Raw genomic sequence first — 20,207 nt, forward strand, 5'->3', positions numbered from 1 at the left:
GTCAGGAGGGGGTGACGGATGCCTCGTGGGCAGGGTCGGTCGAGGGTGAGACGTGGGCGAGCACCTGGTCGCGGCGCACCTGTTCGCCGGTGGCGACGTCGAGGCGCACGACACCACCATGCGGGGCGATGACGGGGTGCTCCATCTTCATCGCCTCGATGCTGACGATGCGGTCCCCCGCAGCGACTGTCGCGCCGTCGGCGACGTGGAGGGCGACCACGGCGCCCGGCATGGGCGCACGCAGTTCGGGGTCGGTGGCGGCGGCGTCGCGCTCGCGCGCGGCGAGCCGCTTCTCCATCGCCTGCCGGCGGGTGAGAGGGCGCAGGCGGTGGGTCGCGCCGTCGGCGTGCACCCAGACCCAGCCGTCGCCGTCGACCGCCACGTCGACGCTGGCGCCCACCTCGTCAGAGTGACCGATCACGCGGGCATCCGGGAGAGGGCTTGCCGCCACTCCCGCCACCGGCCCGACGAAGGGCGCGGGAACGGTGGCGATCTCCCCGGACTCGGATTCCACCGCAACGGTGGCCGGCGCAGCGGGAGCGCCGGCGCGCCAGCCCGAACGCGCTCGCCAGAGGGCGCTCGCGGCGACCGCGCGGGTCTCGTCCCGCCGATCCCGCCGGGCGGCTGCGGCCGCGGCGAGGGCGGTCGACGTCGGCTCGGGGGCCGAGGAGGGCGGCATCCGGTCGATCAAGCCCGTGTCCATGTCGCCGGCGCGCACCGCGGGCTCGGCGAGCAGCTCCCGCAGGAAGCCGATGTTCGTGTCGACGCCGAGCAGCACCGTCTCGGCCAGCGCCGCGTCGAGACGCTCCAGCGCCTGCCCACGATCGGCGCCGTGCGCAATCACCTTGGCGATCATCGGGTCGTAGTCCGCCGAGACGACGCTGCCGGACTCGACCGCGGCATCCGTCCGCACACCCTCGGCGGGCCGCCACACCAGCACGTCCCCCGTCGCCGGGAGGAAGCCGCGCTCGGGACTCTCGGCGTACACGCGCGCCTCGATCGCATGACCGTCGAGGCGGATCTCGTCCTGCGCCAATGCGAGCGGCCGGCCGGCGGCGATCAGCAGCTGCTGCTCCACGAGGTCGATGCCCGTGACGAGCTCGGTGACCGGATGCTCGACTTGGAGCCGGGTGTTCATCTCGATGAAGAAGAACTCGTCGGGCCGGTCGCCGGCGACGAGGAACTCGACCGTGCCCGCACCGCGGTAGTCGACGCTCGCGGCCGCCGCGCACGCGGCAGCTCCGAGGCGCGCCCGGGTCGCGGCATCCACCACCGGCGAGGGCGCCTCCTCGATGACCTTCTGATGACGGCGCTGCAGCGTGCACTCGCGCTCGCCGAGGTGGATCACCGCGCCATGCGAGTCGGCGAGCACCTGCACCTCGATGTGCCGCGGTCGTTCGATGAGGCGTTCGAGGAGGAGGGTGTCGTCGCCGAACGCGGCGCCGGCCACCCGGCGCGCGGTCGCGAGAGCCTCCGGCAGCTCCGTCGCCGATCGGACGACCTGCATCCCCTTACCGCCGCCGCCGGCAGACGGCTTGACGAGAAGCGGGTACCCCGTCGCCTCCGCGGCGGCGGCGATCTCGGCATCCGTCAGGCCGGCGGCGCTGAAGCCGGGCACCGTCGGCACGCCGTGGCCGATGACGTGCTCCTTCGAGCGGATCTTGTCGCCCATCACCTCGAGGGCCCGCTCCCCCGGTCCGATGAACACGATGCCGGCCGCGGCGCACGCGCGCGCGAACCCGACGTTCTCGGAGAGGAAGCCGTAGCCGGGGTGGATCGCCTCGGCACCGCTCTCGCGCGCGGCCGCGATCACGGCGTCGATGGAGAGGTACGACGCCGAGGCGGCCGCGGGTCCGATGCGCACGGCATCGTCGGCCTCGCGCACGTGCGGCGCGTCGGCGTCCGCATCGCTGTACACCGCGACGGAACGGATGCCGAGCCGCCGGAGCGTCCGGATGACGCGGCGGGCGATCTCGCCGCGGTTGGCCACGAGCACTGCGGAGAAGGGCACTGTGGAGAAGGGCACTGTGGAGAAGGGCGGGGTGTCGGAAGCCACGGGACTCACATCCGGAAGACGCCGAAGCGCGGTTCGGGCAGGGGGGTGCGCGAGACGACATCGAGCGCGAGTCCGAGCAGGTCACGGGTGTCGAGGGGATCGACGACGCCGTCGTCCCAGAGCCGCGCCGTCGCGTAGTACGGGCTCCCCTGCTCCTCGTACTGTGCGCGGATCGGCGCCTCGAACTCGGCCTGCGCGTCGGAGGACCACTCCTCGCCGCGAGCCTCGAGCTGATCGCGCTTGACGGTCGAGAGGACGGATGCCGCCTGCGCGCCGCCCATGACCGAGATGCGGCTCGCCGGCCACGTCCACAGGAAGCGCGGCGAGTAGGCGCGTCCGCACATCGAATAGTTGCCGGCGCCGAAGGATCCGCCGATCACGACGGTCAGCTTCGGCACGCGGGTCGTGGCGACGGCCGTGACCATCTTGGCCCCGTCCTTGGCGATGCCGCCGGCCTCGGCATCCCGCCCCACCATGAAGCCGGAGATGTTCTGCAGGAACAGCAGCGGCGTGCCCCGCTGGTCGCACAGCTCGATGAAGTGGGCGCCCTTCTGCGCGGACTCGCTGAACAGCACGCCGTTGTTGGCGACGATGCCCACCGGGTGCCCGTGGATGCGCGCGAACCCGGTCACCAGGGTCTCGCCGTACTCGCGCTTGAACTCGTGGAACTCGCTGCCGTCCACGAGCCGCGCGATCACCTCGCGCACGTCGTACGGCTGGTTGACGTCGACGGGGACGACTCCGTACAGGTCGGACGGATCGACGGCCGGAGGCACGCTCGGCACGACATCCCACGCCGGGGCCTCGGGCAGCGGCAGGGTGGCGACGATGTCGCGCACGATCTCGAGGGCATGCTCGTCGTCCTCTGCCAGGTGGTCGACGACACCGGACCGGCGTGCGTGGAGCTCTCCCCCGCCGAGTTCCTCAGCGGTCACGACTTCGCCGATCGCCGCCTTCACGAGCGGCGGACCGCCGAGGAAGATCGTGCCCTGGTTGCGGACGATGACGGTCTCGTCGCTCATCGCCGGCACGTACGCGCCGCCGGCGGTGCAGGAGCCGAGCACCGCGGCGATCTGCGGGATCCCCGCGGCCGACAGCCGCGCCTGATTGAAGAAGATGCGCCCGAAGTGGTCGCGGTCGGGGAACACCTCGTCCTGCATGGGCAGGAACGCCCCGCCCGAGTCCACGAGGTACACGCACGGCAGCCGGTTCTCGAACGCGACCTCCTGGGCGCGGAGATGCTTCTTCACCGTCATCGGGTAGTACGTCCCGCCCTTGACGGTGGCGTCGTTGCAGACCACCATGACGTGCCGGCCGTGCACGAGCCCGATGCCCGCGATCACGCCCGCAGCGGGCGCGTCGCCGCCGTACAGTCCCTCGGCGGCCAGCGGCGCGACCTCGATGAAGGGGCTCCCCTCGTCGAGCAGGCGCGCGACGCGGTCGCGCGGCAGCAGCTTGCCTCGGGCCACGTGGCGTTCGCGTGACGCTGCCGGTCCTCCGAGGGCGATCTCGGCCAGCCGCTCGCGCAGGCGCCGGGCCAGCTCCTGCTGCGCGCCCTGCGTGCGCTCGAACACCTCGTCGTGCACCACAGCCGTCGTCAGCCCGCTCATTTCGCTCCCTCGCGCATGATCGTCGACGTCACGATCGGATCACGCCCGTTGTCTCGGCGGGATCGTATTGGTTAGTGTTCACTAACTGAACTCCAAGGTTAGCGAGCCTTAACTGAAATGACAAGCGGAGAACTGAGATGACGGGCGGTGCGACCGACCGCGACCGGGCCAAGGCCGACCGCCACGCCGCGATCCTGCACGAGGCCGCCGCGCTGTTCGCCGAACGCGGCTTCAGCGGGGTGAGCCTGGAAGACATCGGCGGAGCAGTCGGCGTCAGCGGACCCGCGCTGTACCGGCACTTCGCGAACAAGCAGGCGCTCCTCGGGGCGATCCTCGTCGAGGTGAGCGAGCGGCTGCTGTCGGGCGGCCGCGCCGTCATCGACGAGCAGGACGGGGCCGCCGAACGCCTCGACGCGCTCATCGCCTTCCACGTCGAGTTCGCGCTGCGGGACGCCGACGTCATCCGCGTCCAGGACCGCGACCTCGCAAGCCTCAGCGACGACGACCGCCACACCGTGCGCCGACTGCAGCGCGAGTACGTCGAGGTGTGGATCGGCATCCTCTCGGCCGTCCATCCGGACCGCGACGACGACGACCTGCGAGTGCGGGCGCACGCGTGCTTCGGTCTCATCAACTCCACGCCCCACACCTCCCGCGCGCTGCGCGCGCATGCGGCCGAACGCGACGTTCGCAGCATCCTGCAGACGATGGCGCGCGCCGCCCTGATGGCCTGAAGCCGGCTCCCGGGCGCCCGCCGACGCCGCGATCCGCGACGAGATCGCGGCCGCGCCCGGGCGCACTCCCTCTGACGGCAGGGCGGGGATGCCGCGGCGCGGCCGCCGTCGCAGGGCCGCGGCATCCCACCCCCCTGCCGGCTCACCTCAGCAGCATGGCCCGCCCGGGCTCGCGCAGCACGTCGGCGACCTCGACCATGAATCGCGACCCCTGCTCGCCGTCGACCAGTCGATGGTCGAACGACAGCGCGAGCGTCATGACGTCGCGCAGTGCGATCTCGCCGCGATGCTCCCACGGCTGGCGCCGCACAGCGCCGAGCGCGAGGATGCCGGCCTCTCCCGGGTTGATGATCGGCGTTCCGGCGTCGACACCGAACACTCCCACGTTCGTGATCGAGAACGTGCCGCCCATCATGTCGGCCGGCGCGGTCTTGCCGGCGCGCGCGGTCTCGGCCAGTGCGCGGATGGCGTCGGCGAGCTCGACGAGGTTCAGCTCCTGAGCATCGCGGATGTTGGGGACCACGAGGCCGCGTCCGGTCGCGGCGGCGATGCCGAGGTTCACGTAGTGGTGCTCCACGATCTCGCCCGCCTCCTCGTCCCATCGCGAGTTCAGACCCGGGTGGCGGCCGAGCGCGAGACACACGGCCTTCGCGGCGACGGCGAGGATGCCGATGCGGTGCTCGGCGAGTGCACGGTCGGCCTTGAACGACGCGAGGAGCGCCATCGTCTCGGTGACGTCGACCGTGACGAACGTCGTCACGTGCGGCGCCGTGAAGGCGCTGCGCACCATGGCCTCGGCGGTGTGCTTGCGGACCCCGCGGATCGGCGTGCGCGTCGTCCGCTCCCGCGGCGCCTGCGCACCGAGCGGTTCGAACCGCTCCGCCGGCGCGGCCTCGGCCGGTGCCGCCGTCGTGGCCTTGCCCACGCGCTCGGCGTACGCCTCGACGTCGGCGCGCGTGATGACCCCGGACGCACCGGTCGCCTCCACGAGGGCGAGGTCGATCCCGAGCTGCTTGGCGAACCGCCGCACCGGCGGCGTCGAACGCGGGCGTTCGACCGGCCGGTCGGTGTCGCCGAGCTGGATCGCATCGTGAGGTGCCGCCTCGAGGACGGCGGTGTCGCTCGCGGCAGGACGGCTGCCGGCCGCACGCGCGCGGCGCTGCGGGCGTCCGGCCCCGCGCGGCGCGGCGCCGTAGCCGACGAGATTCGGCTCGGCGGCCGGCTCCGGGGCGGGCTCACTCGAGCCGGTCGTCGCGGGGGCCGTCGCGGGGGCCTGCGCAGGGGCGGGCGTCGGCGCATCGGCATCGGCGCCGGTGTCGAACGAGATGAGCACGGACCCCACGGCGACGACATCTCCGGGGGCGGCGTGCAGCGCCGTCACGGTGCCGGCGTGGGGCGACGGCAGCTCGACCACGGCCTTGGCGGTCTCGACCTCGGCGATCGTCTGGTTCAGAGCGACGGTGTCGCCCTCGGCGACGAGCCACTGCACGAGCTCGGCCTCGGGAAGCCCTTCGCCGAGATCGGGGAGGCGGAAGTCCTGGACGGTCACTGCTCGAACACCCCCGTCAGGCTGTTGGGCCGGTCGAGCACGCGATCCACGGCGTCGAGGATGCGGTCGAGATCCGGCAGGTGGTGCTTCTCGAGCTTCGCCGGCGGGTAGGGGATGTCGTGGCCGGTGACGCGCTGCGGCGGCGCCTCGAGGTAGTGGAAGCAGCGCTCGGTGACGCTCGCGATGAGTTCCGCGCCGACGCCCGCTTCGCGTGCAGCCTCGTGGGTCACGACGACCCGGCCGGTCTTGCGCACCGAGGCGGTGACGGTGCGGTAGTCGACCGGCGAGATCGAACGCAGGTCGATGACCTCGATCGAGACGCCGTCGTCCTCGGCCGCGGTCGCGGCGTCCAGTGCGATGCCGACCTGCGAGCCGTAGGTCAGGAGGGTGACGTCGGTGCCCTCGCGGGCCACGCGCGCGAGGCCCATCGGCGGGGCGTCCGCGAGGTCGACGCCGAGGTCGACCTCACCCTTGGTGTGATAGAGCCGCTTCGGCTCGAAGTACACCACCGGATCGTTCGACGCGATCGCCTGCCGCAGCATCACGTACGCGTCCTGCGGGTTCGACACCGCGACGACGCGCAGCCCCGACGTGTGCACGAAGTAGGCCTCGGGCGACTCCGAGTGGTGCTCGGCGGCACCGACTCCGCCCGCCCACGGGATGCGGATCGTGATCGGCATCGTGACGTTGCCGCGGGTGCGGTAGTGCAGCTTCGCGACCTGGCACACGATCTGGTCGAACGCCGGATACACGAAGCCGTCGAACTGGATCTCGACCACCGGCCGGTACCCGCGGAAGGCGAGCCCGACGGCAGTGCCCACGATGCCCGCCTCCGCGAGCGGCGTATCGATCACGCGGTCCGCGCCGAACTCGGCCTGCAGTCCGTCGGTGATGCGGAAGACACCGCCCAGTTTGCCGATGTCCTCTCCTATCACGAGCACCTTGGGGTCATCCGCCATCGCGCGGCGAAGACCCTCGTTGATGGACTTCGCCATCGTCAGCTGCGTCATCGGGCCACCTCCTCGGCACCGGCCTGCGCCGAGGCGAAGCCGTCGAGGTACGCGCCGAACCAGGCGCGCTGCTCATCGATGCCGGAGTGCGGCTCGGCGTACACATGGTCGAGCATCGTGAGCGGCTCGCGCGTGGTCGCGCTCATCGCCGCCTCGCGCACCTCGCGCGCCAGCGCGTCCGCGTCGGCCTCGACGCTCGCGGCGAATGCGTCGTCGAACTCGCCCTGTGCGCGCAGCAGCGCCTCGAGGCGGGAGATCGGGTCACGGCGACGCCAGGTCTCGACCTCTTCCTTGTCGCGGTAGCGCGTCGGGTCGTCGGAGGTGGTGTGCGGGCCCATCCGGTACGTCACGGCCTCGATGAAGGCGGGGCCGTTCCCGCGGCGCGCGTGGTCGAGCGCCCAGCGCATCGCGGCGAGGCACGCCAGCACGTCGTTGCCGTCGACCCGCATGCTCGGGATGCCGAATCCCGGGGCACGCCCCGCGATCGGGTACTTGGCCTGCACCGTCACCGGCTCGGAGATCGCCCAGTGGTTGTTGACGCACACGAACACGACGGGCGAGCGGTAGGACGAGGCGAACACCATCGCCTCGTTCACATCGCCCTGGCTCGACGCTCCATCGCCGAAGTACGCCACCGAGACCTGGTCGGTGCCGTCGCGCTGGATGCCCATCGCGTAGCCCACGGCGTGCAGCGACTGCGCACCGATGATGATCTGCTGCGTCGCGGTGTTGATCTCGTACGGGTTGTAGGTCGAGTGCTCCTCGCCGCGCCACGCCAGCACGAAGTCGGCGGGCTTCGCGCCGCGCACGTGCACGACGCCGGTCTCGCGGTAGCTCGGGAAGGCGAAGTCGTCCGCGCGCAGCGCGCGGGCGGTGCCGACCTGGGTCGCCTCCTGCCCTTGGCACGGCGGCCACAGGGCGAGCTGTCCCTGCCGCTGCAGGGCGACGCCCTCGGTGTCGATGCGACGCACCAGCACCATGTCGCGGTACAGACCGCGGAGCACGGACGCATCGACATCCTCCACCCAGCGGTCGAGGTCGGGGTCGGCGATGCGCTCGCCGTCGGGAGTCAGCAGTCGCGCGACATCCTCGATGCCGGAGGCGAGATCCGCTGTGGGGGTCAGGGTGTGCGTCATCGTCATCACTCCTCGTGCGAAGGTCCTTCGTGGGGGTTCGCGTCGTGGCCACCGGCTGCGTCGCCGGCTTATTCGAGGCTACGTCCGCATCGCACCTCGCTCAAGCATTCGGCGCCTCTTTGAGCATGTTGACAACTAGGGGCCGACAAGACCGTGCTAACGTTTCGCACTATGGGTGCCCTGGACCACGTCGACCTCGAGCTGCTCGCAGCGCTTTCCGCCGACCCCCGCGCGACCGTCGTCGCCCTCGCCGAACGCCTGGGGCTGTCACGCAACACCGTCCAGGCGCGCATGGCGCGCCTGGACCGCTCGGGCGTGTTCCTCTCGTACGAGCGCGCCATCTCGTCGACCGCGCTGGGGTTCCCGATCGAGGCCTTCATCAGCGTGATCGTGCGCCAGGCCGACCTCCCCCGCATCGCCGTCGAACTCGCCCGCGTGCCGGAGGTCGTGCAGGCCCACGGACTCTCAGGTCAGATCGACCTGCTCGTGCGCGTCGCGTGCCGCGACACTCAGCATCTGTTCGACACGGACGCGCGCATCCTGGCGATCGAGGGTGTCGAGCGCACCGAGACGTCGCTGGTGATGGGCGAGGTCATCGAGCACCGCGTGACGCCGCTCATGGAGCTGGCGCGCCGGGACTGAGGATCGACGGCCGCCGCGATCACGACGGCATGCTCGGCGCCGTCTCGCGGCTCGCGGTCGCCGAGGCGTCCGCACGCACCAGGACGACCCCCACGAGGATCAGCGCGCCGCCGATGAACTGGACCGGCGCCGGCACCTCGCCCAGGAGCAGCCACGCGAACCCGAGTGCGAAGAGGACCTCCGACAGCCCGACGAACGAGGCCACGCGCGAGCCGATGCGCGGCACCGCCATGACACCGAACGCGTACCCGAGCGTCGTCGCGACCGCCGCGACCCACAGCATCGGCACGAACCACGGCACCGCAACGCCGGCGAGCTCGACCGAGACCGCGGGCGCCTGGAACGGCATGATCCCGGTGAGACACAGCACTCCCATCACCATGGCACCCGTCAGCAGACCGCTCGCGGCGAGGGCGAGGGGCGGAAGATCGTCGCCGGCGCGCTCCGAGATGACGAAGTACGCGCACACGCACACCGCCGCCGCCAGGGCGAACAGCGTGCCGACGAGGTCGAACGACGCACCGGAGATGTCGACCACGAGCACCAGGCCGACGATCGCGACGACCGATCCCCCCAGCACGAGCGCCGACGGTGCCTTGCGCGTGCGCGCCCACACCCACAGGACGAGCATGACCGGGGCGAGGTACTGGATCAGCAGGGCCACGGCCACCGGCATCCGCTGCATCGCGGAGAAGAAGAAGAGCTGACAGCCGAGCACCGGCATGAGCCCGAACGCGACGATGAGGCGCCAGTGCCGCCGGAGGAATCCGCGCCGGCGCCTGATCGCGAGGAAGAGGGCGGGCGAGAGCACGATGCCGGCGACCCCCATGCGCACCAGGAGCGCCGCGCCGAGCGACCACCCCGCCTCGAGGAGCGGCTTGACGAACGGCCCGCTCGACGAGAACGCCAGGGCCGACACGATGCCGAGGACAAGGCCGGACGTGCGCAGCCGCGCGCCGGCGGCACCGGCGCCGCCCGGAGCGATCACGGGCAGGGACGCGGTCGAAACGGTCATGGGCGGCATCCGACTGTCAGGAGTGAAACGTGCTTACACTGGTGACAGTAGCGACGTCGATGTCAGGAGTCAACATGGTCTTCATCCATGACACGGAGCAGAGCCTCCGGGCCGCCGCATACCTGGTCAACACGCTTCCCGGGTACGACGGCGAGGACACCCTGCAGACCCGGGAGGACTTCGACGCGTACCTGCGCGTGAACCCCTACACCGGCGTGATCCGCCACGACGACGACGAACTCGCCGCGATCCGCGCCATCCGCCCGCGCCTGCGGCAGCTGTGGGATGTCGACCGCGAGGGCGCGGTCCCGCTCGTGAACGGCATGCTCCGCGACGGCGAGGCTCTCCCCCGCCTCGTGATCCACGACGACTACGACTGGCACATCCACGCCACGAGCGACGACGCCCCGCTCGCCACCCGCATCCTGGTCGAAGCCGCAATGGCGTTCGTCGACGTCATCCGCGCCGACGAGTACGACCGCGTCCGCGTGTGCGCCGCCGACGACTGCCTCGGCGTCTACGTGGACTTCTCCAAGAACGGCTCGAAGCGCTACTGCGACACCGGCAACTGCGGCAACCGCATGAACGTCAACGCGTATCGGCGCCGGAAGGCGCGAGAAACCGCGTGATCGCGGCGGCGGCCGGAGCCGGCGTCTCGTAGTGGATGAGGTGCCCGACATCCGGGATCTCGATCAGCTCCGCGTCGGGGAACATCGTCGCCAGACGCCGCTCGGCCTCGATCGGCGTGATGTCGTCGCGCTGGGCGGCCACCAGCAGCGTCGGCTGCCCGATGCGCGGAGCGAACTCGCGGACGTCGTGCGACACCGACGCGAGGAACGCGTCGTGCAGCACATCGCGGTCGGCGAACCGCGAGAAGTACGTGTCGTGCTGGTCGTGCACGAACCGACGGATGCCGGGGTCCCGGGTCTTCGCCATCGACACGCTCATCGCGCGCACGATGAGTCCGTTGCGCAGCAGCGCCTCGCCGACGCGGTGCGGCAGGCGCGCGCCCGCCCAGTAGTAGAAGACCGCGAGCCGCGTCAGCACGCCTCTCGGCCCTTCGAGCGCCGGCGCGCCGATCGGGTTCACGAGGATCACGCGCGGCGTCTCGAGTCCGCCGGCGACGGCGGCCGCCACCACGATCGAGCCGAACGAGTGCCCCAGGATGACGGCACCCGGCGCGACCGCCGCTGCGAAGTCGGTGAGCCACTGCGCGTACAGGTCGAGATCGTGGGTGCGTCCCGGCACGGGACCGGTCTCACCGAACCCCGGCAGGTCGGGAGAGACGACCCTGATGCCTGCGAGGTGAGCGACGACCGGCTCGAGTCCGTGGTGCTCGCCGCGGAAGCCGTGCACGGCCACGATCGTCACGTCGGCGTCGGCCGGGCCGTACACCCAGTAGGCGGTGGTGCCGCCGAGCACCGCGACCTCGTGCCGCTCGACGGGGATCTCGTCGAGGAGCGGTGAGTACGGGTTCGCGGCGGCCACCCGTCGAGTCTACGAGCGCGCCGCCGTCCCGGCGTCCGGAGCGCCTCGCCGCCGATGTCGCAGGGCGTGCATACCGTAAGGGGCATGAAGCCCTCGCCCCCGGAGCAGCTGTCGTTGTTCGACAGTCCCGAGTGGACGCGCGTGGTCGGCGTCTTCGACCTCGAGACGACGGGCGTCGACGTCACCGCCGACCGGATCGTCACCGCGCACGTGGGCCTGCTCGACGCGTCGGGCTCCGTCGTCCGCGCGCGCGATTGGCTCGCCGACCCCGGTGTCCCGATCCCCGAAGGCGCCAGCGCGATCCACGGCATCACGACCGAGCGGGCGCGCGCCGAGGGACGCCCCGCGGTCGCCGTCGTGACCGAGGTCGTCGAGGCCGTGCGCGCGCTGCTGGACGCGGGGATCCCGGTCGTCGCGTACAACGCGCCGTACGACTTCTCGCTGCTGAAGTACGAAGCACTCCGCCACGGCATCGCCCCGATCGACGACCCGTTCCCGGTGATCGACCCGCTCGTCGTCGACAAGGCCTACGACCGGTGGCGACGGGGAAAGCGCACCCTCCAGGTCGTCGCCGCGCACTACGCCGTGCGTCTCGACGGCGCCCACGACGCCTCGGCCGACGCGGTCGCCGCCGGCCGGGTCGCGCAGGCGCTCGCCGAGCGGTTCGCGCCCTGGCTGCCCGACACCGTCGACGAGCTGCACACGCGGCAGGTCGCCTGGGCGCGAGCCCAGGCCGCGAGCCTGACCGACTACTTCATCCAGATCGGGCGCCTCGACCCCGACGACCGCCTCGACGGGCGCTGGCCGATCCGCTGACCCCCGACGCACATCGACCCCCGCCGAGGCGGGGGTCGATGTGGGCGGAGCCGGACCGGTGATCGGTCGTGAAGCGCCGCCGAAGCGGGTGACGGCTTACTTGGAGCCGAAGTTCTTGAAGCGCTGGTTGAACTTCTCGACGCGGCCGGCCGAGTCCATGATGCGCTGCTTGCCCGTGTAGAACGGGTGCGACGCGGACGAGATCTCGACGTCGATGACGGGGTACTCGACGCCGTCGAGCTCGATCGTCTTGTCGCTGGTCACCGTCGAACGGGTCAGGAACGTCTCGCCCGAGCCGAGGTCGCGGAACACGACGGCCTGGTAGTCGGGGTGCATGTCAGTCTTCATGATGGTCCTTTGAGGATGGTGCACTGGATTTTGCCAGTGCGGTCAAAGTCTGGGGTGCGAACGCACCAAACAACGATTCTATCAGCCTCGGACCCCGCCCGCGGAATCCGTCGGCGCCGTGGCTCAGAGAGTGGCGCGGGCGGCGAAGCGACCGCCGTCCTCGGAGAGCTGGATCGGCACCCCGAACGTCTCGGTGAGCGCGTCGCCGGTGAGGGTGTCGCGGATGGGGCCGGATGCCACAGCCTGGCCGTCGCGCAGCAGCAGCACGTGCGTGAAGCCGACCGGGATCTCCTCGACGTGGTGCGTGACCATGATCATCGCGGGCGTGGTGGGTGCCTGCGCGTATCCGCCGAGGAGCGCCAGCAGCTCCTCCCGCGCGCCGAGGTCGAGGCTCGCGGTCGGCTCGTCGAGCAGCAGCAGCTCGGGGTCGGTCATGACGGCGCGCGCGATCTGAACGCGCTTCTGCTCGCCGTCGCTCAGCGTGCCGAACGTGCGATCGGCGAGGTGGTCGAGCCGCCACTCGGCGAGCACGCGCAGCGCACGGCGCTCGTCGATGTCCTCGTAATCCTCGCGCCAGCGGCCGAGCACCGAGTACGCGGCCGTGAGCACGACGTCGAGCACCGTCTCTTCGGGCGGCACGCGACGTGCCATGGCCGAAGAGGCGAACCCGATGCGCGGACGCAGCTCGAAGACGTCGGTGCGGCCGAGCCGCTCCCCCAGGATCGTCACGACGCCCGAGGTCGGGTGGATCAGGGTGTCGGCCATCTGCAGCACCGTGGTCTTGCCGGCGCCGTTGGGCCCCAGCACGACCCACCGTTCGTCGTCGCGGACGGTCCAGTCCAGGTGATCGACGATGTTCCGGGCGTTTCGGCGGACGACGACGTCGGAGTATTCGAGCACCTCGGGCATGCCGCTAGCCTATCGGCCGCCGGCAGCGACCTCCGCGTACAGCGCGGCGGTCTGGTCGGCGATCCGCTGCCAGCTGAAGTCGTCGGTCGCGCGCTGCCGACCGGCCGCGCCATAGGCGCGGGCGCGCTCCGGATCGCTCACGACCTCGGTGAGCACGCGCGCGAGGTCGGACACGAAGCGCTCCGCATCGATCGGCGTGCCGGTGCCGTCCTGCACCTGCTCGATGGGCACGAGACGCCCCGTGACGCCGTCGACGACGACCTCGGGGATCCCGCCGGTCGCGGTGCCGACGACCGCCGCCCCGCACGCCATCGCCTCGAGGTTCACGATGCCGAGCGGCTCGTACACCGACGGGCAGACGAAGGTCGTCGCGGCGGTCAGGATGGCGCACAGCTCGTGACGCGACAGCATGCGGTCCAGCCACACCACGCCCTCGCGCGTCTGCTGGAGGCCCCGCACGAGCCCCTCGACCTCCGCCATGATCTGCGGCGTGTCGGGAGCGCCCGCGCACAGGATCACCTGGACATCGGCGGGCAGCCGCTCGGCCGCGCGGAGGAAGTACGGGAGGCCCTTCTGGCGCGTGATGCGCCCGACGAACACCACCGAGGGCCGCTCGGGGTCGATGCCGAGCTCGCGCAGCAGCTCGGCATCCTCCACCGGATGCCACGCCTGCACGTCGATGCCGTTGTAGATGACGCGCACACGGGCGGGATCGAGCGCCGGGTAGCTGCGCAGGATGTCGTCGCGCATGCCCCCGCTGACCGCGACGATCGCCGCGGCGCCCTCGTACGCCGACTTCTCGATCCAGCTCGACACCGCGTAGCCGCCGCCCAGCTGCTCGGCCTTCCAGGGCCGCAGCGGCTCCAGGCTGTGCGCCGTGACGATGTGCGGGATGCCGTGCAGCATCGACGCGAGATGCCCGGCGAAGTTCGCGTACCAGGTGTGGCTGTGCACCACGTCGGCGCCGGCGACATCCGTCACGATCTCGAGATCGGTGCCCAGGGTCTGCACCGCGGCGTTGGCCTCGGCGAGCTCGGCGGGCACGCCGTACGAGCTCGTGCCGTCTTCGTCGCGCTCGCCCCCGAAGGCGCGGACGCGCACGTCCACGCTCTCCCGCAGGGCCTTCACGAGCTCCGTCACATGCACCCCTGCGCCCCCGTAGATCTCGGGCGGGTACTCCTTGGTGACGATGTCGACTCGCATGTCTCGAACGCTAGTACACCGGCTCCAGGGGTCATAGTGTGGGGGCCATGCCAGCAGCACCCAAGGTCTTCGGAATCATCCTCGCCGGCGGCGAAGGCAAGCGGCTGATGCCGCTGACCGCGGATCGCGCGAAACCTGCCGTCCCGTTCGGCGGGCAGTACCGGCTCATCGACTTCGCGATCTCGAACCTCATCAACTCGGGGCTGCGGCAGATCGTCGTCCTCACGCAGTACAAGTCCCACAGCCTCGACCGCCACATCTCGCAGACCTGGCGGATGTCGGCGCTGCTCGACTCGTACGTCGCGTCCGTGCCCGCCCAGCAGCGTCTCGGCAAGCGGTGGTTCTCGGGTTCGGCCGACGCGATCCTGCAGAGCCTCAACCTCATCATCGACGAGCAGCCCGACATCGTCGTCGTGATCGGCGCCGACCACGTGTACCGCATGGACTTCCGTCAGATGCTGGCCGCGCACATCGAATCCGGCGCGCGCGCCACGGTCGCCGGCATCCGTCAGCCGATCTCGCTCGCGAACCAGTTCGGGGTGATCGACGTCGACAAGGACGACCCGGTGCGGATCAACCAGTTCCTCGAGAAGCCGCTGGATGCGACGGGCCTCGCCGACGCCCCCGACCAGGTGCTCGCCTCGATGGGCAACTACATCTTCGACACCGATGCGCTGGTCGAGGCTGTCGAGCACGACGGCGAGCTGCCGACGTCGAACCACGACATGGGCGGCGACATCATCCCCTACTTCGTCGGCCGCGGCGAGGCGGGCGTGTACGACATGAACCGCAACGATGTGCCCGGCTCGACCGATCGCGACCGCTACTACTGGCGCGACGTTGGCACGATCGACTCGTTCTTCGATGCGCACCGCGACCTCATCTCGACCCTCCCGGTGTTCAACCTGTACAACACCGACTGGCCGATCCACTCGCAGGCGGTCAACTCGCCGCCGGCCAAGTTCGTGCGCGACTCGGTCGGCCGCATCGGCAACGCGATCGACTCGATCGTCTCGCTCGGGTCGGTGCTCTCGGGGACGCATCTCGAGCGCAGCGTCGTGGGCCCGTGGACGCTCGCCGGCGGCGGGTCGACGATCACCGACTCGGTGCTGTTCGACTACGTGCACGTCGGCGCGGGCGCGCGCATCCACCGCGCGATCCTCGACAAGAACGTCGTGCTGGAAGAGGGTGCGACCGTCGGCGTCGACCGCGAACGCGACCTCGCGCGCGGCTTCACCGTGACCGACAGCGGCATCACGGTGGTCGGCAAGGGCATCCGCGTCGAACGGTGACCGGCGATTCTCCGGCGCCGATCCGCGCCCGCTAGCGTGGTGGGATGCCTCGATCCGCGCGTTTCCTCGTCGTCCTCGACGCCGATTCGACCCTGATCCGCAACGAGGTCATCGAGCTCATCGCCGACGAGGCCGGACGCGGTGCGGAGGTGGCCGCCGCGACGGAGGCCGCGATGCGCGGCGAGGTGGACTTCGCGACCAGCCTGCGCTCGCGGGTCACGAAGCTCGAGGGCGTGCCGGTCGCGGCGTTCGAGCGGGTGCTGGCACGCATCGAGCCGACGCCGGGCGTACGCGAGCTGATCGCCGCCGTCCACCGACGCGGCGGGGTCGTCGGGGTGGTCTCGGGCGGGTTCCACGAGATCCTCGACACCGTCGCCCCCGACCTCGGCGTCGATGTCTGGCGTGCCAATCGCCTCGCCGCATCAAGCGGGGTGCTGACCGGCGCCGTCGACGGCGCGATCGTGGATGCCGCGGGCAAGGCGGCCGCGCTGCGCGAGTGGGCCGACCGGCACGGCGTCGCCCACAGCCGGACGATCGCGATCGGCGACGGGGCCAACGATCTCGTCATGATGGCCGCCGCCGGGCTCGGACTCGCCTTCAACGCCAAGCCCGCCGTCCGCGCGAGCGCCGACCTCATCGTAGGCCCCGTGGACCTGAGCGAGGTCATCCCGATGCTGCCGTGACCCTCCCGCGTGTCGGAGGCCGCGGGTAGTTTCGCAGCATGAACATCATCCTCGTTCCCGGTCTCTGGCTCGACGCGTCGACATGGGGCGAGGTGACGCCGGCGCTGGAGGCCGCCGGCCACCGCACGCACCCGCTCACGATGCCCGGCGTGGGCGAGCCCGCGTCGCGCAGCGCCGGGATCGGCATCGCCGACTGGGTCGATGCGACCGTCGCCGAGATCGACCGCCACGACGGCGACATCGTGCTCGTCGGCCACTCCGGCGGCGGGAACGTCGTCTACGGCGCGGTCGATGCGCGCCCGGAGCGCGTCGCGCGCGTCGTCTTCGTCGACACGTTCCCGCCCACCGACGGCGGCTCGATCTGGGACTTCCCGGTGGTGGACGGGGTCGTCCCGTTCCCCGGCTGGGACTCGTTCGAAGAGGGCGAGGTCGCCGATCTCGACGAGCAGACCCGCGCCGAGCTCGGCGCCCGCGTGAAGTCGGTGCCCGAGCGGGTTCCGAGCGACGCCATCCGGCTCGGCGACGAGCGCCGGCGCGCCGTGCCCGCCACGATGATCACGAGCACGGTGCCCGAGGCTCAGATCCGCGCGATCATTCAGGAGGCGCCCGCATGGGCGTCCGAGCTCGCCGCGCTCGAGGATCTCGACATCATCCAGCTCGGTGCCGACGACGAGCCGACCGGGCACTGGCCGCAGGCGTCGCGGCCCGGCGCGCTGGCTGAGGCGATCCTCCGCGCGATCCGCCGGATCGAGTAGCGCCGCGCGGCAGGGGTCAGTGCCCCATGCCGAGGCCGCCGTCGACCGGGATGACCGCACCCGAGACGTAGGCGGCGTCGTCCGACGCCATCCACGCCACGACACCGGCGACCTCGCCGGCCGTGGCGAAGCGACCCGCGGGAATGTTCTTCTTGTACTCGGCCTGCGTCTCTTCGGGCAGCTCCGCGGTCATGTCGGTCTCGATGAAACCGGGGGCGACGACGTTCGCCGTGATGCCGCGTGCGCCGAGCTCACGGGTCAGCGAGCGCGCGAAGCCGACCAGGGCGCTCTTGGAGGCCGCGTAGTTGATCTGGCCGGCGGATCCGTACAGCCCCACGACGCTCGAGATGAGGATGACGCGCCCCCACCGCGCACGCAGCATTCCCTTCGACGCGCGCTTGACGACGCGGAACGCCCCGCCGAGGTTGGTCGCCACGACGCTGTCGAAGTCGTCCTCGGTCATCCGCAGCAGCAGCGTGTCCTTCGTGATGCCCGCGTTGGCCACGACGATCTCGACCGGGCCGAGTGCGCTCTCGACCTCGGTGAACGCGGCGTCGACGGCCGCGGCATCCGTCACGTCCGCACGCACGGTCAGCGTCCCCTCGGGTCCTTCGCCCGATCGTGCCGTCACGGCGACCTTGTACCCCTCTGCGACGAAACGTTCGGCGATGGCACGGCCGATGCCGCGGTTTCCGCCGGTGACGAGGACGACGCGATCGGTGGACATGTGGTGCTCCCGGGGTTCTGTGACAGATCCGGACCAGCCTAGCGGCGCCGGAATTGACACCTTCCCGGTGCGCTGGGACGCTGGGGGCACGCATCGAAGAAAGGCACGCCGTGAGCGACAGCAACGCCTCGAACCCCACTCCGGAGCCGGGATCCCAGCCGCCGGCACCGCCGGCCGCTCCGGCAGGGCAGCAGACCCCGGGCGCCTACCCGCCGCCGCCACCCGCCTACGGTGCGCCCGCGGCTCCTCCGGCGTACGGAACGCCGGGCGCCGCTCCGGCGGCCGCGCCGTACGGTGCGGCTCCGCAGTACGGGCAGCCCTACGGCGCCGCACCCGCCTACGGCTACGGGTACGGCGCGCAGCCCAAGACCAACGTGCTCGCGATCGTCTCGCTCGTCGCCTCGATCGTCGGCTTCATCGGCCTGCTGCCGATCATCGGCTCGATCGCCGCCGTCATCATGGGGCACATCTCGCTGAACCAGCTCAAGACGAACGGCGAGAACGGACGGGGCATGGCGCTCGCAGGCACCATCGTCGGCTATGTCGGCCTCGGCCTGTGGATCATCGGGATCATCGCGTTCTTCGGCTTCATCGCGTTGATGATCCCGTACACCTACGAGTACGGCACGTACAGCTCCTGACGGCGATCTCGCGGCCGGATCGGCGTACGCTGGAACCACCGTGAAGAGCTCGAACCGCGCCCCGTCGGCGACCTCCCTGCCGCGTGCCCCACGCGACGACGTCGGCGCGCGTTCGGCGAGATATCTGATCATGATGGGCGTGCGCATCGCGTGCCTCCTGGCCATGGTGCTCATCACCCCCTACAGCTGGTACACGTGGCTGCTGGGCGCCGCGGCGATCTTCCTGCCGTACGTCGCGGTCGTCTCCGCGAACGTCGGCAACGAGGCGCGGCGCAACCGGCGCGAGGACCCGGGCCCGGCTCTCCCGCCGCCCGTGCACCCCGCGGAGACGGCCCCGCGCGTCATCCGCGTCGAAGAGACGCCTCATACGACCGCGCCGGACTCCTCCCACCCCGGCGGTCCCCCACGGCCCGGCGAGGCGGCATGATCCCCACGGCCGACGAGCCGGTCGCGGACGCGACCTGCTCGCGAGCCGGATGCCGCGTCCGCGCGCGATGGCGCATCGACTGGCGCAATCCCCGCATCCACGCCGCCGACCGGACGAAGACGTGGGTCGCGTGCGACGAGCACCGCGACTACCTTCAGGGCTTCCTCGAGGCCCGTGACTTCCCGGTCGTCGTCGCGCCGCTCGAATCGGCCGGCACCGCCGCCGCGGGAGCACCGGGGACGGACTCACCCGGACGACCTGGCGGAGCGGCAGGATGAGCCCGCAGCGCGGCGTCAGCATGCAGAGCCTTCCCCGCGCCGGCCGCTGGGCGATCTACATCGCCCTGGCCGTCGTGTTCGCCGTCGCGTGCGCGTTCCTGTCGAACTGGCAGTTCTCTCGCAACGAGGAGCGCGCGGCGCAGCTCGCACTCGTCGATCGGAACTACGACGCCGAGCCGGTCCCGCTCGCCGAGGCGATCCCGTCGGGCGAGGAGCTCGAGCGGCAGGACGAATGGCTGCCGGTGCGGCTCACCGGCCGGTACGTCACCGAAGAGCAGCTCCTTGTGCGCAACCGGCCCCACGGCGGCACCGCCGCGTTCGAGGTGCTCGTGCCGTTCCACCTCGACGACGGCCGCGTACTGCTGATCGACCGCGGCTGGGTGCCTCCCGGGCAGGATCAGCCCGAACCGGATGCCGTCCCGGCACCTCCCGGGGGCGACGTGACGGTGATCGCGCGACTGCGCCCCGGCGAACCTCTTCCCTCCTCGGGCCGCTCGGCACCGGAGGGCCAGGTGCCCACGATCAACCTGGCGCTGGTGGCCGAGACGATGGGCCCGGACGTCGGCGAGGCCCTGGAGCTCAGCGCCTACGGAGTGCTCGTGTCGGAGGATCCTGCACCGGCGACTGCTCCGCATGCGCTCGAGTCCCCGTCGGAGGACCCCGGCCCGCACCTGTCGTACGCGATCCAGTGGATCCTCTTCGCGGTGATGGGGTTCATCTTCATCGGCTACGTGATCCGCACCGAGCGCCGCCACCGGCGCGAAGAAGCGGAGGAGGATGCCGCACAGGATTCCGGAGCAGCGGCGGTTCCGGCATCCCGGCCCCGCCGTGATCGCGACGCCGAGGACGAGGACGCGATCCTCGACGCCGCCGGCCGCTGACGCGGGC

Annotated in this window: 22 protein-coding genes; 11 read left to right on the forward strand and 11 right to left on the reverse strand. The window is 71.3% G+C overall.

Translation table 11 applies throughout. The features are described 5' to 3' along the window. Position 1: 1 nt before the first annotated feature. Entirely contained in the window at positions 2–2,065 is a 2,064-nt protein-coding gene (locus IM778_RS09435) for an ATP-binding protein (RefSeq protein WP_420488827.1), read from the reverse strand. Next, positions 2,062–3,666, reverse strand: coding sequence for a carboxyl transferase domain-containing protein (locus tag IM778_RS09440; protein WP_194408661.1), 1,605 nt, complete (start codon positions 3,664–3,666; stop codon positions 2,062–2,064). Before IM778_RS09440 ends, IM778_RS09435 begins: the two co-directional genes overlap by 4 nt. Before the next feature lie 137 nt (positions 3,667–3,803). Between IM778_RS09440 and IM778_RS09445 the strand changes: the two genes are divergently transcribed. Further along, positions 3,804–4,400 (forward strand): SACE_7040 family transcriptional regulator, encoded by a 597-nt coding sequence (locus IM778_RS09445; protein WP_194408662.1) that lies wholly within the window; start codon positions 3,804–3,806, stop codon positions 4,398–4,400. 142 nt (positions 4,401–4,542) lie between these two features. On the opposite strand, the gene IM778_RS09450 is transcribed toward IM778_RS09445, so the two are convergent. From IM778_RS09450 to pdhA, 3 genes are read right to left on the reverse strand one after another with little or no spacing between them, the layout of a single operon-like run. Then, complete coding sequence (locus IM778_RS09450) at positions 4,543–5,949, reverse strand: dihydrolipoamide acetyltransferase family protein (RefSeq protein WP_194408663.1); 1,407 nt, start codon at positions 5,947–5,949, stop codon at positions 4,543–4,545. Then, positions 5,946–6,959, reverse strand: a complete 1,014-nt coding sequence (locus tag IM778_RS09455; RefSeq protein ID WP_194408664.1) for an alpha-ketoacid dehydrogenase subunit beta — start codon at positions 6,957–6,959, stop codon at positions 5,946–5,948. The genes IM778_RS09450 and IM778_RS09455 overlap by 4 nt, the downstream gene beginning before the upstream one ends. Continuing rightward, positions 6,956–8,101, reverse strand: coding sequence for a pyruvate dehydrogenase (acetyl-transferring) E1 component subunit alpha (pdhA, locus tag IM778_RS09460; protein ID WP_194408665.1), 1,146 nt, complete (start codon positions 8,099–8,101; stop codon positions 6,956–6,958). The genes IM778_RS09455 and pdhA overlap by 4 nt, the downstream gene beginning before the upstream one ends. A gap of 165 nt (positions 8,102–8,266) precedes the next feature. Here pdhA and IM778_RS09465 point away from each other — a divergent pair, with 165 nt between their 5' ends. After that, entirely contained in the window at positions 8,267–8,737 is a 471-nt protein-coding gene (locus tag IM778_RS09465; protein WP_194408666.1) for an Lrp/AsnC family transcriptional regulator, read from the forward strand. A 19-nt stretch (positions 8,738–8,756) separates the two neighbouring features. Here the strand turns inward: IM778_RS09465 and IM778_RS09470 are convergent, their stop codons facing one another. Beyond that, positions 8,757–9,752, reverse strand: coding sequence for an EamA family transporter (locus tag IM778_RS09470; protein WP_194408667.1), 996 nt, complete (start codon positions 9,750–9,752; stop codon positions 8,757–8,759). Positions 9,753–9,826: 74 nt separating this feature from the next. Here IM778_RS09470 and IM778_RS09475 point away from each other — a divergent pair, with 74 nt between their 5' ends. Then, the gene (locus IM778_RS09475; protein WP_194408668.1) at positions 9,827–10,381 is read left to right on the forward strand and encodes a CGNR zinc finger domain-containing protein; all 555 of its coding nucleotides are present in this window, start codon (positions 9,827–9,829) and stop codon (positions 10,379–10,381) included. On the opposite strand, the gene IM778_RS09480 is transcribed toward IM778_RS09475, so the two are convergent. Then, complete coding sequence (locus IM778_RS09480) at positions 10,341–11,240, reverse strand: alpha/beta fold hydrolase (RefSeq protein ID WP_194408669.1); 900 nt, start codon at positions 11,238–11,240, stop codon at positions 10,341–10,343. The two genes, IM778_RS09475 and IM778_RS09480, sit on opposite strands and share 41 nt — an antisense overlap. Positions 11,241–11,324: 84 nt before the next feature. Between IM778_RS09480 and IM778_RS09485 the strand changes: the two genes are divergently transcribed. Next, positions 11,325–12,056, forward strand: a complete 732-nt coding sequence (locus IM778_RS09485) for an exonuclease domain-containing protein (RefSeq protein WP_228484486.1) — start codon at positions 11,325–11,327, stop codon at positions 12,054–12,056. A gap of 96 nt (positions 12,057–12,152) precedes the next feature. On the opposite strand, the gene IM778_RS09490 is transcribed toward IM778_RS09485, so the two are convergent. From IM778_RS09490 to glgA, 3 genes are all read right to left on the reverse strand, one after another. After that, on the reverse strand, positions 12,153–12,404 hold the full coding sequence (locus IM778_RS09490) for a type B 50S ribosomal protein L31 (RefSeq protein ID WP_127818883.1): 252 nt from the start codon (positions 12,402–12,404) through the stop codon (positions 12,153–12,155). 123 nt (positions 12,405–12,527) lie between these two features. Further along, positions 12,528–13,313, reverse strand: coding sequence for an ABC transporter ATP-binding protein (locus IM778_RS09495; RefSeq protein WP_194408671.1), 786 nt, complete (start codon positions 13,311–13,313; stop codon positions 12,528–12,530). Between the two features lie 9 nt (positions 13,314–13,322). Continuing rightward, entirely contained in the window at positions 13,323–14,516 is a 1,194-nt protein-coding gene (gene glgA / locus IM778_RS09500; protein ID WP_194408672.1) for a glycogen synthase, read from the reverse strand. Positions 14,517–14,563: 47 nt separating this feature from the next. Between glgA and IM778_RS09505 the strand changes: the two genes are divergently transcribed. The 3 genes from IM778_RS09505 to IM778_RS09515 are packed head-to-tail and all read left to right on the forward strand — an operon-like array spanning position 14,564 to position 17,246. After that, on the forward strand, positions 14,564–15,808 hold the full coding sequence (locus IM778_RS09505) for a glucose-1-phosphate adenylyltransferase (RefSeq protein WP_194408673.1): 1,245 nt from the start codon (positions 14,564–14,566) through the stop codon (positions 15,806–15,808). Between the two features lie 44 nt (positions 15,809–15,852). Next, positions 15,853–16,491: a phosphoserine phosphatase SerB gene (serB, locus tag IM778_RS09510; RefSeq protein ID WP_194408674.1), complete on the forward strand. Its 639-nt coding sequence runs from the start codon at positions 15,853–15,855 to the stop codon at positions 16,489–16,491. 38 nt (positions 16,492–16,529) lie between these two features. Beyond that, complete coding sequence (locus tag IM778_RS09515; protein ID WP_194408675.1) at positions 16,530–17,246, forward strand: alpha/beta fold hydrolase; 717 nt, start codon at positions 16,530–16,532, stop codon at positions 17,244–17,246. Positions 17,247–17,262: 16 nt separating this feature from the next. Here IM778_RS09515 and fabG read toward each other — a convergent pair whose 3' ends face one another. Further along, a complete protein-coding gene (gene fabG / locus IM778_RS09520) occupies positions 17,263–17,973 on the reverse strand; it encodes a 3-oxoacyl-ACP reductase FabG (RefSeq protein WP_194408676.1) in 711 nt (236 codons plus the stop codon). 110 nt (positions 17,974–18,083) lie between these two features. Here fabG and IM778_RS09525 point away from each other — a divergent pair, with 110 nt between their 5' ends. The 4 genes from IM778_RS09525 (at position 18,084) to IM778_RS09540 (ending at position 20,200) form a co-directional block, all read left to right on the forward strand. Continuing rightward, positions 18,084–18,614: a DUF4190 domain-containing protein gene (locus tag IM778_RS09525; RefSeq protein ID WP_194408677.1), complete on the forward strand. Its 531-nt coding sequence runs from the start codon at positions 18,084–18,086 to the stop codon at positions 18,612–18,614. 130 nt (positions 18,615–18,744) lie between these two features. Further along, positions 18,745–19,041 carry a DUF3099 domain-containing protein gene (locus IM778_RS09530; protein ID WP_237684663.1) on the forward strand — a complete coding sequence of 99 codons (297 nt, stop codon included), beginning with the start codon at positions 18,745–18,747 and terminating at the stop codon, positions 19,039–19,041. Beyond that, the gene (locus IM778_RS09535) at positions 19,038–19,319 is read left to right on the forward strand and encodes a hypothetical protein (protein ID WP_194408679.1); all 282 of its coding nucleotides are present in this window, start codon (positions 19,038–19,040) and stop codon (positions 19,317–19,319) included. The genes IM778_RS09530 and IM778_RS09535 overlap by 4 nt, the downstream gene beginning before the upstream one ends. After that, entirely contained in the window at positions 19,316–20,200 is an 885-nt protein-coding gene (locus IM778_RS09540) for an SURF1 family cytochrome oxidase biogenesis protein (RefSeq protein ID WP_228484487.1), read from the forward strand. The genes IM778_RS09535 and IM778_RS09540 overlap by 4 nt, the downstream gene beginning before the upstream one ends. The last annotated feature ends 7 nt before the right edge of the window (positions 20,201–20,207 follow it).

This window comes from Microbacterium cremeum (assembly GCF_015277855.1).
Taxonomy (GTDB): domain Bacteria; phylum Actinomycetota; class Actinomycetes; order Actinomycetales; family Microbacteriaceae; genus Microbacterium; species Microbacterium cremeum.